The following is a 16,196-nucleotide window of genomic DNA, read 5'->3' as shown; positions in this document are numbered from 1 at the left end:
AGCGAAGCAGACCGGAGGACCGCCGTTGACGAGCAGGTACGCCGCCCTCACCCGGGATCAGCTCAGCACGCTGGTGCCGGAGCTGCTGCTGATCGGCCAGATGATCGACCGGTCCGGAATGGCTTGGTGCATCCAGCAATTCGGCCGCGAAGAGATGGTGCAGATCGCGATCGAGGAGTGGGCCGGGGCGAGCCCGCTCTACACCAAGCGGATGCAGCGCGCACTGCGCTTCGAGGGCGACGACGTCATCACCATCTTCAAGGGACTGCAACTGGACATCGGCGCGCCGCCACAGTTCATGGACTTCCGCTACACGGTGCACGACCGCTGGCACGGCGAGTTCCACCTCGACCACTGCGGTGCGCTGCTGGATGTCGAGCCGATGGGCGACGACTATGTGCGCGGAATGTGCCACGACATCGAGGATCCGACGTTCGACGCCACCGCGCTGGCCACCAATCGCCGCGCCCAGGTGCGTCCGATCCACCGGCCGCCGCGCGTGCCTGCAGGCCGGCAGCCGCACTGCGCATGGACCGTGATCATCGACGACTCGCACCCGGAAGTCGGTTTCATCCCGGAACTGGAGATCGTCGGAAGCACCAGAGCCGCGACCACCGAACTCGACCCCATTGACAACACCGAACCGGGCCAGGCCGACTATTCCGGTCCGCTGGTCTCCGACTTCGACTTCGGAGCATTCTCCCACTCCGCGCTGGTGCGCCTGGCCGACGAAGTCTGCCTGCAGATGCATCTGCTCTACCTGTCCTTCGCCCTGGCGGTGAGCAAACGCGCCGGCAATGACGTCGCGCTGGCTCAGTCGATCGCCACCAAGCAGCTCATCGGCCTGTCCGGGCTGGCCGGCGAGCGGATTCACCGGGCGCTCGATCTGCCCGGGGGCGTGGAGGGTGCCGTCCGGGTGATGGAGTTGCATCCGCTGTTCAATCCCGCCGCCTATGTGCTGGCAGATTTCGAGTCCGATCGAGTGCGCCTGCGCCTCTCGCCGGCCCACGAGGACGAGGCATGGCCGGTGCTGGTGTCGCCGGAGGCGGTGGCGCCCTTGCAGGCGATCGCGTCCGCGGTAGATCCGCGCCTGCACGTCGAGGTGACCGGCAGCCCCACCGAGTGGACGGCGGTGGTCACCGAAACCGACACTGCCGCAAAAGAATTCTCCGAAGTGGCGGTAACCAAGTTCAGTGGCGGCGCGAGTTTCGTTTTCCAGCCTCGCAAGTCGCTGCCCCTGACCCCGGTGTAACTGCCAGAGGCTCAGGAGGATTCAGGCGACGGAGGCGCCCAGTATGAGGTTGACCGCCTCGTCCAGCTGGCCGGCGATCTCCTGGTAGGTGAGGAAGCGCGCGGTCATCAGGGCGCCGGCGAACGTCATCTGCAGTGTCGACTTGACCGACCGCGGCCAGCCCGGACCCAGCGCGGCGCCGATCCGGCGCGACACCTCCTCCGCGATCTCGACGCGCAACGGGATGACTGCGGGATCGTCGGCCATCAGCGCGGTGCCACATCCGGCGGTGAGTTCCGGCTCGTCGGCAACAACCAGCGCCATGTCACGCATGGTGGCGCTGACCCGGGTCTTGGTGGTGTCGTTCACGTCGGTGTGCAGCGGCAGCTCACGGAGAAACCGCAGGTAAACCGCGGCCACCAGCGCGCTTTTCGACGAGAAATAGGTGTAGGCGCTGGCCGGCGACACCCCCGCGCGTTGCGCCACCGCCCGCATGGTCAGGTTGGCGTAGGACGATTCGCGCAGTTCCTGCAGCCCGGCGTCGAGGACTTTCCGGATCGTCTGACCGGGGCGGCGATCCGACCGGCGCGGGGCGGGCGCACCGGTTGCCGGCGACGCCGCTTTTCTAGACACCGGTCCAGTCTAGAAAACGCCGGCCGCAAATGTAGACAACTGTCCAGAGTCATCTCGGCGCGGCGCCGGGGCTAGCGATCAGTAGCCTCGGGGCTGTGAGCGAGCACGACCGCCGCCGCTGGGACGAGCGCTACGCAGGATTCGAGCCGGTGCAGGTTCCGGCCGTGGACCCGCCGAGTTTCCTCGAACCCTATGCGGATCTGATTCCGACGCGGGGACACGCGCTCGATATCGCCTGCGGCCGCGGGCTCGGCTCGGTGTGGCTGGCCAGCCGCGGATTGACCGTGTGGGGTGTGGACATCTCCGGCGTGGCCATCACGCAAGCACGAGATCTGGCCACAAGCCTGGGATTTGCCGAGCTCTGCCGGTTCGACGTCGTCGACCTCGACGACGGCCTGCCGGCGGGTCCGGCGGTTGACGTGCTGCTGTGCAACAAGTTTCGCGATCGGCGGCTCGATCGCGCCATGATCGAGCGGCTGGCGCCGGGCGGGCTGCTGGCCCTGTGCACCCTCAGTGAGGTCGGCGCCGAACCGGGGCCGTTTCGCGCCACGCGCGGGGAACTGCCCTCGGCGTTCGGCGAACTCACCCTGCTGGCAGCCGGGGAGGCTGCCGGATACGCCTGGTTGGTGGGGCGCGCGTGACAGCGCGACCGCGCGGATCGACAAAATCGACGGCGGCACAAGCGAAATGAGGAGCAGAATGGTCAGCCGGTCGCTGTAGCCCGCACCCCCTGTCGGGTAGTGTCACGACCATGGAGCGTCGCGTCCTGGAAGCAGTCATCTACGAACGCGAGCCGCCGATCGCGCGCATCATCCTCAACCGGGTCGACAAAGCCAACACCAAAGACGCAGTGCTGGTTACCGAAGTCGACACATGTCTGCGAGAAGCCGACCGGGACAAGGAGATCAAGGTCGTCATCCTCAAAGCCAACGGCAAGGGATTCTGTGGTGGCCATGTGGCCCGGTGGGGACCGGACGAGAACCCTTACCCGGACTTCGGCAACACCTTCGAAGATCTCTACAAAGGCACGGCCGACCTTTTCCTGTGGCCGACGCTGTATCTCTGGGAGTTTCCCAAGCCGACGATCTCCCAGATCCACGGCTACTGCATGGGCGGCGGCATCTACCTCGGGCTGCTGACCGACTTCTGCGTCGCATCCGAGGACGCGTACTTCCAGATGCCGCTCGCCCAAAGCCTCGGCGAGCCGGGCGGTCACACCATGATCGAACCGTGGCTGCTGATGAACTGGCATCGCACGATGGACTGGCTGCTGCTGGCGCCGACGCTCTCGGCCCAGCAGGCACTCGAGTGGGGTCTGCTCAACAAGGTGGTACCGCGCGACGATCTCGAGCAGACCGTCGAAGAGATGGCGCGCAAGATCTCCCAGATCCCGCTGACCACGCTGATGGCGGTGAAGAACAACGTCAAACGGGCCTGGGAATTGATGGGTATGCGCGTGCATCTTCAGGTCAGCCACATCCTGACGAACATGGTGGGCGCCGCCTCCGATGTGCAGGCCCGCCGCGCCGAGCTGATGCAGTCCGGCATGAAGCCCCGCGACTTCATCGAGGGCGCCGACGCCCAGAACGATCCGCCATCGTGAAGCCGCGCCACCTCAGCCGCTCATCTGCCCGGCGATCTTGCGGCCGGCGGCATGCCGCGCGGCAACGTACCCGAACACCATTGAGCTCGCGATGCTGGCGCCGGCGCCCGGATACGTCCGCCCCATGACCGTGGCGGTGGTGTTACCGGTCGCATAGAGCCCTTCGATCACGCGGTCCTGCTCGTCGAGCACCTGCGCGTACTCGTTGGTGATCACACCGCCGCAGGTCCCCACGTCCGCCGGGAGCACCCGGGTCGCGTAGTAGGGCGCCCGGTCCAGCGGCCCGACCGCGGCGTTGGGCCGGTACCCGGGATCGCCGAGGCAGTCGTTGTACGCGGACTGCCCGCGCCCGAAATCGGGGTCGAGCCCTTTGGCCGCGAACCTGTTGAATCGCTGCACCGTTCGAACCAATTCCTCGGCGGGCAGCTCGATCTGACGGGCGAGGTCGGTGAGCGTCTCCGCGCGCTTGACGGCTCCGCTCTCGACCAGCTGCGGGGGCAGATGCTCGCGCTTCACCGGGTTGGTACCCGCGACATACCTGCGCACGTAACCCTCGTCGAAGATCATCCAGCACGGCACCGCCTTATTGGCGTACATCGCCTTGCCGACTTCGACGTAAGAGTTCGACTCGTTGCAGAACCGCCGGCCGCCGGAGTCCACATAGATGGCCCCGGGCCGCTGCCGTCCCGAACCGAGCGAGGCCGCCGCCGCGCCACCGTTGGCGATGAAAACCGAAGGCAACCACCAGGCCTCGTCGAGCAGATCGGTTTTGGCGCCCAGGCGCATCGCGCTCTGCAAAACCTCGCCGGTGTCGCCGGCGTTGGCGATCGACCACTGACCTTCGTTGGGCTGCTCGCCGCTGTACCGGCGGCGCATGTCGGGGTTGTGGCCAAAGCCCCCGGCAGCCAACAGAACTCCCTTGCGGGCCTCGACATTCTGCGCGACGCCGTCATGGACGATCCGGGCGCCGGTCACCCGGCCGTCTTCGACGATCAGGTCCTGCATCGCGGCGTTGATCCACAGCGGCGGCTGACCGTCGCTGAGGTCGATGAGCACCTTCAGCATCTGGCCGATCAGGGACGCACCGTTGGTCAGGAGCTGCCGCCGGGCGAGCCGGGCCGCCCGGGTGCGCGCGAAGACCTTGGTGGCCACGGCGAGTGCGCGAGGCGAGCGGTTGAAGTACTGAACCGAGCGCAATTCGTTGGTCAGCACAACGTACCCGTAGTTCTTGGCCAGCGACGGCTGCACCTTGTCGTGCCAGGCTCCCAGTTCGGCGGCGTCGAACGGGATTCCCTCGACGGCGCGGCCCGACTCGTTGCCGCCTTTGTGGTTCGGGTAGTAATCGCTCCAGCCGGCGCAGCGGATCATCCGAACTCCCTTGCGGAGCAGGAAATTGAGCATCTCGTAACCGGCGGTCAGGAACATCTCCCGGCGCGCGGGGGAGGAGGCCGCACCGATGTCACCGACGACGTCGGCCAGGTAGGCCAGACCGTCCTGGTGCGAGTCCGCGATGCCGTCCGCCCGCATCAACGGATTGTTGGGCAGCCAGACGATGCCGCCGGACAACCCCGTCGAACCGCCGACCAGGGGCTGCTTTTCGATGATCAGCGGCTGCAGGCCGGCGTCCAGGGCGGCCAGCCCCGCGACCATGCCGCCGCCGCCGCTGCCGGCGATCACCAGGTCGACGCTGCGGTCCCACTGGGTGCTCATTGTCCGGTCCCTCCTGCCGGCGTGCCGACACCCGCGGTGAAGCCGAGATCGGCGATCGGCACGTCGATGGTGGTGTTGGTCTTCTGGATCGCGGGCACCAGCGCCTCATACGGCAGGCCTGCCAGAAACCCGTCGATGACGCGCTCGAAGTTCGAGATCAGTCCTTCGATCCGGCTGGACAGCCGCATGTACTCGAAACCTCTTGAATGCAAACCCTTTTGCTGTTTGGGCAAATTGGAGAAGTCCTGCGCGGGGATGGGCGGCCAGCGCGGGTCGTCGGGCGCCATCGGCTCGGGCGGAGTGGGTTTCGCGGTGACCCGGTCCGGCGGGATACGGGTGAGCGACCAGATCTCGAACAGCGTCTCCTCCGGTCCGAGCGGACGGATGCGGTAGGACGATGCGCTGCTGTACTGCGGAAGCAGGAAGTAGTGCGGGAAACAGAACCCGATGGCGTCGACGATGCCGCGGCGTTGCAGGTCGTTGAGGTCGGGCATGTCGCAGCCACGGGCCCGGTGCCACGCGACGACGGCATCGTTGAGGGTGCTCTTCCACACCGCCATCGCCTCGGCCGGATCGCCGGGCAGTTCGATGTTCTGCAGTCCTTCGGCGATGCGGATGTCGTTCTCGTGCGTCATGCCGGCCATACCTTCGCCGAGGGTGCGCATGAAGTACAGGCTGGTTTGCACCAGCCCCGGCTTCGCCGACGCGGGTTGCGACGTCGGCAGCAACTGGGGGTGGGTCTGCGGGACGTGATAGCCCTCCATGAAGGCCGCGGTCGCCAGTTTCCAGTTCACCGGCAGCCGGCACGACTGCCACCACTCGGTGCGCAGCGACTCGACCTTCCAGGCGTCGTAGATCGTCGCGAACGGTTCGAAGCAGTCACGCAGCGGCGGCGCGTCGTCGTCGAGATTGATCCACGCGCACCCGCCCCATAGCTCGCAGCGCACCGGTACCAGCGCCAGGTCGTCGGCACTCAGGTTGTGCTCGTCGAAAGTGTCGGCGCGTAGCACGAAGGTGTTGCGCCCGTCGATGCCCCAGCACCATCCGTGGAATGGACATACGAACGTACGGCGGGATCCGTTGCCTTCCGACAATTTCACGCCGCGGTGGCGGCACGCGTTGTGGTAGGCGCGCACCGTGTCGGCATCCAGGCGGACCACGATGACGGACTGGTCGAGGATTTCGTATTCGACGAAGTCGCCCGTCTTGGGGATCTCCTCGAGCCGGCAGGCCATCTGCCACACCCGTGGCCAGAACTTCTCGTTCTCCAGCTCGTAGAACTCCGGATCGTAGTAGCGCTGCTTGGGGATTCGGTCGGCATCCCGCACCGCCCACGGCACCGCAAGCGGCGTCCAGTTGACGTCCATGGCTCTTCCTCGTCTATAGAATCCGGGACGTCCGTCCCTGCCAGTACTTGTCGCGGATTCGCCGCTTGTACAACTTCCCATTCGGGTCGCGGGGCAGGACGTCGAATTCGATGGTGCGCGGACACTTGTAGGCGGCGAGATGTTTTCGGCAGTAGTCGATGAGCTCGGCTTCCAGCCCGGATCCCGGGTCGATTCCCGCGACCGGTTGCACCACCGCCTTGACCTCTTCGCCGAATTCTGTGTTGGGCACGCCGAAGACCGCGGCGTCGACAAGTTTCGGGTGCATGGTCAACAGGTTCTCCACCTCCTGCGGGTAGATGTTGACCCCGCCGGAGACGATCATGAAAGTCGAGCGGTCGGTGAGGTAGAGATATCCCTCCGCGTCGAGATAACCCATGTCGCCCAGGGTGCGCCAGCCCCGCTCGTTGAACACCGACGCGGTCTTGGCCGGATCTTTGAAGTACTCGAAGTCCGGACCGCCCTCGAAGTAGAGTTCGCCGGTTTCACCGAGCGGCAGCTCGGCGCCGTCCTCGCCGACGACGTGCACCGCCGTCATCGGAATGCCAACCGAGCCCGGGTGCGCCAGCCACTCCTGAGGACCGATCGTGGTGCCGGCGAATCCCTCGGTGCCACCGTAATACTCGTGAATGATCGGCCCGAACCAGTCCATCATCTGATGCTTGACATCGACCGGGCAGGGCGCCGCGGCATGAATGACGCAGCGCAGGCTGGACACGTCGTACTCGCTGCGCACCGCTTCGGACAGCTTGAGCATCCGCACGAACATGGTCGGCACGAACTGGGCGTGGGTTACCCGGTGGGTCTGGATCAACCGCAAGACGCTTTCCGCATCGAAGCGCGGCATGATGATCGAGGCCGCCCCAACGCGATTGACCGCCATCGTGTAGTTGACGCCGGCCGCGTGGTAGAGCGGTGCGGGGGACAGGTACACGTCGGACGCCCGCATCCCGTACTTGTGGATCAGCGCCATCTCCAGCACCGACTGTGCCCAGGACCCGTTGCCGTCCGCCGGCAGTGGGCGTCGCACCGCCTTGGGTCTGCCGGTGGTGCCCGACGAGTAGAGCATCTCGGTGCCGTCCGTCGGCGGTGGCGCAGCACCGGCGGCTGCCAATGCCTCGCCATAGGATCGCCAGCCCGCCAGCTCATCGCCGACCACCAGATGCACGCGCACCGAGGTGTTGGCTTCGCGGATGTGCGTGGCCAGGACCGGCATGGACGCGTCGACGAATACCGCCTTCGCCTCGGAGTCGTCGATCACATACGCGACCTCGTCCGGCGTGAAGTGGGTATTCACGGCCGTGTAGTAGAGGCCGGAAAGCTGGCAACCCCAGGTGATTTCGAAGAACTCCGGCCGGTTCGGCAGAACCAGCGCCACGCCGTCGCCGCGGCGCAGGCCCGCTTCGTGCAGCGCCGCGGCGACTCGCTGGCTGCGGTCGTGCAACTCCCCGAACGAGACCACGCCGTCCTCGGTGATGAGTGCCGGCGAAGCAGCGGCGGTTCTCGCATGGTCGGCGATGTTCACGGGCGGAGCTCGGGCGGGCTCAGGTGCCGGCGCCGTCGGTCGAGGCGGCGGCCGCAGCCTGGCGCCGTGCCTGTTCGGACGGGAGCACCTTGTCCCGGAACACCGTCTGAATGAGCTCCTGCACGTCCTTGCTGATGGAGGCCAGGGCGACAAGGTCATTGGAGCTCTGCCAGTGCACCCGCATGCCCATCAGCTCCCACGCCCGCTTGAGATTGGCCTTCGTCGCCAGCAGCGTCGTCATCGGGGCCTGGGCGATGTGGCGGGCGATGGCCTCGACGCGGTCGTCGAGTTGCTCGCGTGGCACCACCTCGTTGACGAGTCCCACCTCCAGCGCCTTCTTGGCGTCGATGACCTCGGCGAGGTACAGGTAGTACGCCGCCCGTCGCCAGTTCATGAAAACCCAGGGCTCGATCGAGCATTCACCCGACGGCATGCCGAATCCCTGCAACGGGGGATAGGAGAAGTACGCGTCCTCGGCCGCGATGACGATGTCGGTGGTCAGCCCGTAGTGCGTGCCGCCGCCGACGCAATAGCCGTGTACCTGCGCGATGGTCGGTTTGGAGAACTCCCACAGATTCATCACCGGTTTGACGAACAGGTCCGTCTGCGGTTTCCACGGCGTGCCCATCACCTTCGCGCCTTCGACGAACGAGGGGTAGTCCACGGCGTTGTTGCCGATCGCGTGCCCCGAGCAGAAACCTTTCCCGTTGGCCTTGAGGACGAGCACCTTGATGTCGTAGTCGCGGTCAGCGTCGAGCAGCGCGGCGTCGACTTCTTCGGCCAGCTTCTGGTCCTGGGCGTTGGCCTTCTCCGGCCAGTTCAGTGTGACCCGCGCGATCGGGCCTTCCTTCTCATAGATGATTCTTTCACGAGTCTCGTTGAGGTCCATGCCGTTTCGCTTACCTTTCAGGATGAGGTGATGACGCCGATTTCGGCGCCGATGTCATAGGTGGTTCCGGTCTGTGCAGTCCATTGCACGGTGCCCGAGGCGCCGGCTTCGATCTCCTGTTCCACCTTCTCGGTGGCGATGACGTAGATCGGGGTCCCTTCCTCCACGTACGCGCCGCCGTCCACCAGCAGCTCGGTGAGCTCGGCCTCCGAGACGGCGACCGAGACCCGTGGAATCCGTATCACGAAATCAGCCATGAACTTTCGCCTTCTCCAGCGTGAGCTGCGCGGCGGCCACGATCTTGGCCGGTGACGGGTAGACCTGCGCATCCAGGGCGGCCGCCGCCGGATTCGGTACGAACCGGGCGCCGACGCGCTGGATCGGAGCGGCCAGTTCACCGAACAGCTCGGAGGACAGAATTGCGGCGACCTCGGCCCCTGGCCCGGCGAACTGCACCGCGTCGTGCACGATCACGACTCGCCTTGTGCGACGAGCGGATTCGACGATGGTGTCGACGTCGAGCGGCAGCAGGGTGCGCAGATCCACCACCTCGGCGCTGACGCCCTGCTCGGCAAGGGTGGCCGCCGCCGCCAGGGCGTCGTGCACCGCGCGCCCGTAGCTGATCAGGCTGACGTCGGTGCCGGGCCGCTTGATATCGGCCTGGCCCAAGGGAATCGCGAACGCAGGGTCGAGCGGGACCGGGCCCTTGCGGCCCTGCAGCCGGATCGTTTCGACGAACAGGCAGGGGTCTTCGTCGAAGATCGCCGAAGTGAGCAGGCCCTTGCCGTCCCGCGGGGTGGACGGGACGATGACTTTCATCCCCGGAATGTGCATGAACCAGGATTCCAGGGTCTGCGAGTGCGTGGCGCCGGTGGCCAGACCGGCGTAGACCTGGGTCCGTACGGTGATGGGCGCCGTGGTCCGTCCCGCGGTCATGAACCTCAACTTCGCCGCGTTGTTGATCAACTGGTCGGCGGCGATACCGATGAAGTCCATGATCATGATCTCGGCCACCGGAATCAGGCCGTCGATCGCCGCGCCGATCGCCGCGCCGAGAATCGCGGCTTCCGAGATCGGTGTGTCCAGCACCCGGTGATGCCCGTATTTCGTCGACAGACCCGCGGTAGGGCCGGACGCGCCGGGGTCGGCGATGTCCTCGCCCAGCAGGAACACCCGGTCGTCGGCCTGCAACGCCTGATCCAGCGCGAGGTTGAGCGCCTCGCGCATCGTCATCTCTTTTTCTTCCATAGCCAGCCTGTTCCTCACCCGGGGAATTTGATCGGCGTCGCGTACACATCCCGGTCCAGTTCGTCGGCCGACGGCGGATCGGCGCCGAGCACCACGCGCAGCGCTTCCTCGATGGTTGCCTGCGCGTCGGCCTCGATCTCGTCGAGTTCGGCTGCGGTGCAGATGCCCGTCCCTTCCAGGTGGTTGCGGAACCGCGGAACCGGGTCAGCCGCCAACGCCTCGGCCAGCTGATCCTTGGGAATGTAGGGCATCCGGTCGCCGAAGTAGTGGCCGCGAAACCGGAAGGTCACGCATTCGATGAAGGTCGGCCCCCCGCCGCTGCGCGCCCGGTCCAATGCCTGCACCAGGGCCGACTGCACCGCAAGCGGATCGTTGCCGTCCACTCGTTCGCCGGGCATCCCGTAACCGGCGGCCCGGTCGGCCACCTGCGCGATCTTCATGGTGTCCGACGTCGGCGTCATCTCGGCGTAGAGGTTGTTCTGGCAGACGAAGACCAACGGCAGATCCCACAGGGCGGCCATGTTGGCGGCCTCGTGGAACGAGCCGGTATTGGTGGCGCCGTCGCCGAAGCTGACCACCGTAACCCGGTCCAGTCCTTTGCGTTTGCCGGCCATGGCCAGGCCGACGGCAACCGGTGGGCCGGCTCCGACGATGCCGGTCGAGAGCATCACACCCCTGCCGGGGTTGGCAATGTGCATGGTGCCGCCCTTGCCGCGCCCGGCGCCCACGACGCGGCCCATCATCTCGCCGTAGATCTCTTCCAGCGGAACGCCTTTGCCGATCAGGTCATGCAGTCCCCGGTAGGTGGTCACCAGTTGATCGTCGTCCCGCAGCGCCACACCCATGGCCGCCGCGATGGCCTCCTGGCCGCGCGAGGGCCAATACACGCACATGAACTCGCCGGTGCCGATGCCCTTGGAAAGCCGGTCGTCGGCCGCCTTCATCAACACCATCAGTTCGTAGAGCCGGCGCTCGTTCACCTGATGCCTCCAGTTCCGTTGCAAGCGTTACGAGCCCGACCATGGTTTGACTTTGAGGAACCCACCGGCGTCGACACGCAACTGCTGGCCGGTGATGTAGCGCGCCGCATCGGAGGCCAGGAACAGCACGGCCTCGCTGATGTCCTCGGGTTCGACGTAGGGGACCGGCATGGCCTGGACCAACGGAAAGATGGGTTCGGCATCCTCGCGAGTCGGGTTGGGCAGGTCGGGCCGGAACGCCCGGTACATCGGCGCGCTGTGCAGCATGTCGGTGTTCACATTGGTGGGGTGCACCGCGTTCATGCGGATGGAGAACGGCGCCAGCGCCCGCGCAAAGTCGTTCACATAGTGTGCCGCAGCGATTTTCGCGAAGGCATACCCTGCGCCTCCCGGCCCGCCGTCGATTCCGGTGGTGTTCATCGAGGACATGAACGCGGCGTTGGACCCGATGACGATGATAGACGCGCCGGCATGCAGGTGTTTGAGGCTGACGTGCACCAGATTGAGCACGCCGCCCAGATCGACGTCCACGGCGTCGGCGAAGGCCTGTGGCGGCAGGCCCGCGGTCAGTGGGCAGATGCCGGCGTTCGCGACCACGATGTCGAGGTGGCCCAACTCGGCGACGCCGTCGTCGATGGCGGCCGACAGCGCGGGACGATCGCGGACGTCGGCGATCGCCGAATACACCCGCTGCCCTTCCTTCTCGACCAGTCGCGCGGTTTCCTCGAGGTCCTCCGGCCGTGCCAGTGGATACTCGTTGGTCTCGATGTCCTGGCACAGGTCCACCGCGATAATGTCGGCGCCCTCGGCCGCCAGCATCCGCGCGTGGGATCGTCCCTGCCCCCGAGCGGCACCGCTGACGACGGCTACCTTTCCGGTTACTCGGCCCACGTCCCGCCCCTCACCCCGGTACTTTTCTGCACGATTGGCTCTGTGGCCCAAGGTCATTCGTCGTGGAAAGAGCTGGGTGATCTGACCAGTGGCCGGCTTCCATCGCATCTCTCCACGAACAGCCGCACCGAGCGGGCATGGCTGCAGTCGGGCTACCAATATGGCTTACAGTAGCTAGAATATCTAAAATAGCAAGGAATGAACCGGGCAACCGAGGGGGTTGACGATGGCGGGCATGCTCAGCGGTGTTCGGGTGGTCGAGCTGGCGTCCTGGACCTATGTGCCGTCGGCCGGAGTCGCCCTGTCGGACTGGGGGGCTGACGTCATCAAGGTGGAGGGCGTGGCCTCCGGTGATCCCGGGCGGGCGCTGGTCGTCGGCGGTTTCACCCGTCAGGCGGCGCGGGCCGACGTCGATTTCATTCTGGAGCTGAGCAACCGGGGTAAGCGCAGCATCGCCATCGACATCAAGACCGACACGGGCCGCGAACTGTTCGGGCGGCTGCTGGCGTCCGCGGACGTCTTCCTGACCAACTGGCTGCCGGGTGCCCTGGAGCGGGCCGGGCTGACGGTGGAGGACATCCGCTCGTTCAATCCCGGCATCATCATTGCCCGGGGGACCGGCCTGGGGGTGCGCGGCCCGGACCGCGACAGCGGCGGCTTCGACGCTGCCGCCTATCTGGCGCGCGGCGGAGTGGCGTACACGCTGACCCCCTTCGGCACCGAGAACCCGGCTGTGCAGGGACCCGCCTTCGGCGACCTGCAGGGTGGCGCGACGTTGGCCGGCGGGGTCTGTGCCGCCTTGTTTCACCGTGAGCGCACCGGTGAGCCGAGCATCGTGGACTCTTCCCTGCTGGCGCAGGCGATGTGGGCCATCGCGCCGTCGATCTCCGTGGCAGATCTGTTCGATATCGATGGAATCCCCGGAGCGCCACCGGGATTGGCCATCAATCCGTTGGTGGCCCGCTATAAGACCAAGGACGACAGATGGATCCAGCTGGTCTTTCTGCAGCCGGATAAATTCTGGGCTGGGTTCTGTCGGCGCATGGGCCTGCCGGAGCTGGCCAACGACGAGCGATTCGTGCCGTCGGCGAACCTGATCGCCAATGCCGCCGACGCCACGGCCATCTTCGCCGACGCGTTTGCCGCTCACGACCTCGCGCACTGGCGGGAGGTCCTGCACGACGAACCGGGTGTCTGGGGTGCCCTGGCGACTCCGCGCGAGACCCTCAACGACCCGCAGGTGGAGCCCAACGGCTACGTGATCACCAATCTCGACGACCACGGCGAGAAGTACCGGATCGTCGCTGCGCCGGTGCAATTCGACGAGACGCCACCGGGTCCGACCCGCGCGCCGGAACACGGCCAGCACACCGAAGAGATTTTGCTCGAACTGGATGTGGACTGGGACCAGATCGCGCACGCGAAGGACGTCAAAGCCATCCTCTGACCACCTGCCGCCGGGTGCGGCGGAACGGGCGGTCTGCGGCGGGTTCGGGGCACGAAGCCGGCGGACCGGGGCAGGGCATTCTGCACAGAATCGGACGCCGTCGACGGCAAACTGCACACACTGCCGACCCGGTTACGGTCATGTTGCGGCAATTGGGCGAATGTTCAGTAAGGTGACGGCGTGAATGCCGCCCACCAGCCACCTCCGCAGGGGCAGGTCAGGCTCGATATCCAGGGCCGACTGCAGCGCTATGAAGAGGCGTTCGCCGATCTGGATGCGCCCTTTGCGTTCGTCGATCTCGACGCGATGTGGAGCAACGCCGCCCAGCTGCTCGCCCGCGCCGGCGGAAAGCCGATTCGCGTCGCGTCGAAGTCGTTGCGGTGCAGGCCGATACAACGCCAGATCCTGGACTCGAACGAGCGCTTCGACGGGCTGATGACCTTTACCCTGCGGGAAACGCTGTGGCTGGCCGGCCACGGCTTCCGCAATCTCCTGCTCGCCTATCCCAGCACCGACCGCGCTGCGCTGCGCGAACTGGGGGAGCTCACCGCCGCAGATCCCGACGGTGCGCCGATCGTGATGGTCGACAGTGTCGACCATCTCGACCTGATCCAGAGCGCCACAAACCAGCCGGTGCGGCTGTGCCTCGATCTCGACGCCGGATTCTGGCCGGCCGGCGGTCGCGTGAAGATCGGCCCCAAGCGCTCGCCGTTGCACACCCCCGAGCAGGCGCGGGCCCTGGCGCAGGACATCGCGCGGCGCGCCAATCTGAAACTCGTCGCACTGATGTCCTATGAGGGCCACATCGCCGGGTTCGGTGACCATGTCGCCGGAAAGCATCTGCAGAACGCCCTCGTGGGGTTCATGCAGCGGCGGTCTATCGCGGAACTGCGGGAGCGACGTGCCCGCGCCGTCGAGCTGGTCCGTGAGGTGGCCGACCTCGAGATCGTCAACGCCGGCGGCACCGGCGACCTGCAGCTGGTCGCGCAGGAACCGGCGATGACCGAGGCGACCGCCGGATCCGGCTTCTACGCGCCGACGCTCTTCGACTCCTATTCGTCGTTCACGCTGCAGCCGGCGGCGATGTTCGCACTGCCGGTGTGTCGCAGGCCCGATGACCAGACGGTGACCGCGCTGGGCGGTGGCTACCTGGCCAGCGGCGTCGGCGCCAAGGACCGGATGCCCACCCCCTATCTGCCGGCGGGGCTGGCGCTCAATTCGGTCGAGGGCACCGGTGAAGTCCAGACCCCGCTCACCGGCGACGCGGCCCGCAGCCTCAAGATCGGCGACAAGGTGTACTTCCGCCACACCAAGGCGGGCGAACTGTGCGAGCGGTTCGACCGCCTGCATCTGGTACGCGGCGCTGCGATAGTCGACACGGTCCCGACCTACCGGGGTGAGGGGTGCACCTTCCTCTGATGGATCTGATGCACACACAGGAGTTGCCATGACCGCGACCGCCGCAGGGCCGACGGAACTCGACACGTTGCGCGAAGTCATCGAGACACTCGCACCCATCGAGCGGGGTGCCGGCAGCCCGGGAGAACACCGGGCGGCCGTCTGGATCGTCGAGCGGCTGCGCGCGGCCGGAGCGCGACAGGCGCGCATCGAGGAGGAGCAGTTCTACGACGGATATCCGCGGCTGCACGCCAAGTTGTCGGCCGTCGGGGTCGCGGCCGCCGCGGCGGGTCTGCTCAGCCGGCGGTTGCGTGCGCCGGCGGCGCTGGCCGGACTGGGTGCCGGACTGGCCATCGCCGACGACTGCTCCAACGGCGCACGGGTGGTGCGCAAGACGCTGCACAACTCCCGGACCACCTGGAACGTGGTTGCCGAAGCCGGCGACCCGGCGGGTGAGCACACGCTGGTGGTGTGCGCCCACCACGACGCCGCGCACAGTGGCAAGTTCTTCGACTCCAAGCTGCAGGAGTACGCGGTCGCATGGTTCCCCGGAATCGTCGAGCGGGTGGACACCTCGCTGCCCAACTGGTGGCCGACCATCTTCGCGCCCGCCCTTGCCGGGGTGGGGGCCCTGCGGGGCAGCCGCGCCATGATGCTCGCCGGAGCGGCGGTGAGCGCGATCGGAGTGGCCGCGTTCACCGATATCGCCCGCAGCCCGATAGTGCCTGGCGCCAACGACAACCTCTCGGCGGTCGCGCTGCTGGTGGCCCTGGCCGAGCGGCTGCGTGACCGGCCCGTGCCGGGCGTGCGGGTGCTGCTGGTCTCGCTCGGAGCCGAGGAGCAACTGCAGGGCGGCATCTACGGTTTCATGGCCCGGCACAAGCCGGAACTCGACCGCGAGCGCACCTACTTCCTGAACTTCGACACCGTCGGTTCACCCGAGCTCATCATGCTCGAGGGCGAGGGCACCACAGTCATGGAGGACTACTTCTACCGGCCGTTCCGGGATCTGGTGGTGCGGGCCGCCGAACGCGCCGGAGCGCCGCTGCGCCGCGGCATGCGATCGCGCAACAGCACCGACGCCGTCCTGATGAGCCGCGCGGGCTACCCCACCGCCTGCTTCTCTTCGATCGACCGCCACAAGGCGCTGTCCAACTATCACCAAATGTCGGATACGCCAGAAAATCTGGTGTATGAGACCGTGATTCACGCAGTCACGGTCGCGGAATCGGTAGCACGGGAGCTGGTGCGATGAA

Annotated in this window: 15 protein-coding genes; 6 read left to right on the top strand and 9 right to left on the bottom strand. The window is 66.7% G+C overall.

Annotated features, from left to right (window positions below):
- Nucleotides 1–25 precede the first annotated feature (25 nt).
- Complete coding sequence (locus tag QXH22_RS28430) at nt 26–1,252, top strand: hypothetical protein (protein ID WP_306277656.1); 1,227 nt, start codon at nt 26–28, stop codon at nt 1,250–1,252.
- Between the two features lie 21 nt (nt 1,253–1,273).
- Here the strand turns inward: QXH22_RS28430 and QXH22_RS28425 are convergent, their stop codons facing one another.
- Entirely contained in the window at nt 1,274–1,864 is a 591-nt protein-coding gene (locus QXH22_RS28425) for a TetR/AcrR family transcriptional regulator (protein WP_306277655.1), read from the bottom strand.
- Nucleotides 1,865–1,959: 95 nt separating this feature from the next.
- Between QXH22_RS28425 and QXH22_RS28420 the strand changes: the two genes are divergently transcribed.
- Nucleotides 1,960–2,505, top strand: coding sequence for a bifunctional 2-polyprenyl-6-hydroxyphenol methylase/3-demethylubiquinol 3-O-methyltransferase UbiG (locus QXH22_RS28420; protein ID WP_306277654.1), 546 nt, complete (start codon nt 1,960–1,962; stop codon nt 2,503–2,505).
- Nucleotides 2,506–2,615: 110 nt separating this feature from the next.
- Nucleotides 2,616–3,467, top strand: coding sequence for an enoyl-CoA hydratase-related protein (locus QXH22_RS28415; RefSeq protein ID WP_306277653.1), 852 nt, complete (start codon nt 2,616–2,618; stop codon nt 3,465–3,467).
- 12 nt (nt 3,468–3,479) lie between these two features.
- Here QXH22_RS28415 and QXH22_RS28410 read toward each other — a convergent pair whose 3' ends face one another.
- The 8 genes from QXH22_RS28410 to QXH22_RS28375 are packed head-to-tail and all read right to left on the bottom strand — an operon-like array spanning nt 3,480 to nt 12,095.
- Nucleotides 3,480–5,177, bottom strand: a complete 1,698-nt coding sequence (locus tag QXH22_RS28410) for an FAD-binding protein (RefSeq protein WP_306277652.1) — start codon at nt 5,175–5,177, stop codon at nt 3,480–3,482.
- Complete coding sequence (locus QXH22_RS28405; protein WP_306277651.1) at nt 5,174–6,544, bottom strand: aromatic ring-hydroxylating dioxygenase subunit alpha; 1,371 nt, start codon at nt 6,542–6,544, stop codon at nt 5,174–5,176. Before QXH22_RS28405 ends, QXH22_RS28410 begins: the two co-directional genes overlap by 4 nt.
- Before the next feature lie 13 nt (nt 6,545–6,557).
- Nucleotides 6,558–8,087, bottom strand: coding sequence for an acyl-CoA synthetase (locus tag QXH22_RS28400; RefSeq protein ID WP_306277650.1), 1,530 nt, complete (start codon nt 8,085–8,087; stop codon nt 6,558–6,560).
- A gap of 19 nt (nt 8,088–8,106) precedes the next feature.
- On the bottom strand, nt 8,107–8,976 hold the full coding sequence (locus QXH22_RS28395) for an enoyl-CoA hydratase/isomerase family protein (protein ID WP_306240547.1): 870 nt from the start codon (nt 8,974–8,976) through the stop codon (nt 8,107–8,109).
- A 17-nt stretch (nt 8,977–8,993) separates the two neighbouring features.
- Nucleotides 8,994–9,233 carry a lipoyl domain-containing protein gene (locus QXH22_RS28390; RefSeq protein ID WP_306240546.1) on the bottom strand — a complete coding sequence of 80 codons (240 nt, stop codon included), beginning with the start codon at nt 9,231–9,233 and terminating at the stop codon, nt 8,994–8,996.
- On the bottom strand, nt 9,226–10,224 hold the full coding sequence (locus QXH22_RS28385; RefSeq protein WP_306277649.1) for an alpha-ketoacid dehydrogenase subunit beta: 999 nt from the start codon (nt 10,222–10,224) through the stop codon (nt 9,226–9,228). The genes QXH22_RS28390 and QXH22_RS28385 overlap by 8 nt, the downstream gene beginning before the upstream one ends.
- Nucleotides 10,225–10,238: 14 nt before the next feature.
- Nucleotides 10,239–11,177: a thiamine pyrophosphate-dependent dehydrogenase E1 component subunit alpha gene (locus tag QXH22_RS28380; RefSeq protein WP_306277742.1), complete on the bottom strand. Its 939-nt coding sequence runs from the start codon at nt 11,175–11,177 to the stop codon at nt 10,239–10,241.
- 54 nt (nt 11,178–11,231) lie between these two features.
- Nucleotides 11,232–12,095 (bottom strand): mycofactocin-coupled SDR family oxidoreductase, encoded by an 864-nt coding sequence (locus tag QXH22_RS28375; RefSeq protein WP_306277648.1) that lies wholly within the window; start codon nt 12,093–12,095, stop codon nt 11,232–11,234.
- A gap of 226 nt (nt 12,096–12,321) precedes the next feature.
- On the opposite strand from QXH22_RS28375, the gene QXH22_RS28370 reads away from it, so the two are divergent.
- The 3 genes from QXH22_RS28370 (at nt 12,322) to QXH22_RS28360 (ending at nt 16,195) form a co-directional block, all read left to right on the top strand.
- Nucleotides 12,322–13,542, top strand: a complete 1,221-nt coding sequence (locus QXH22_RS28370; RefSeq protein ID WP_306277647.1) for a CaiB/BaiF CoA-transferase family protein — start codon at nt 12,322–12,324, stop codon at nt 13,540–13,542.
- Nucleotides 13,543–13,722: 180 nt separating this feature from the next.
- Complete coding sequence (locus tag QXH22_RS28365) at nt 13,723–14,961, top strand: amino acid deaminase/aldolase (RefSeq protein ID WP_306240542.1); 1,239 nt, start codon at nt 13,723–13,725, stop codon at nt 14,959–14,961.
- A 28-nt stretch (nt 14,962–14,989) separates the two neighbouring features.
- Nucleotides 14,990–16,195 (top strand): M28 family metallopeptidase, encoded by a 1,206-nt coding sequence (locus tag QXH22_RS28360; protein WP_306240541.1) that lies wholly within the window; start codon nt 14,990–14,992, stop codon nt 16,193–16,195.
- Nucleotide 16,196: the final 1 nt, after the last annotated feature.

It is taken from the genome of Mycobacterium sp. TY814, from assembly GCF_030755175.1.
GTDB lineage: Bacteria > Actinomycetota > Actinomycetes > Mycobacteriales > Mycobacteriaceae > Mycobacterium.
This window is presented reverse-complemented; position numbering and strand designations above follow the sequence as displayed.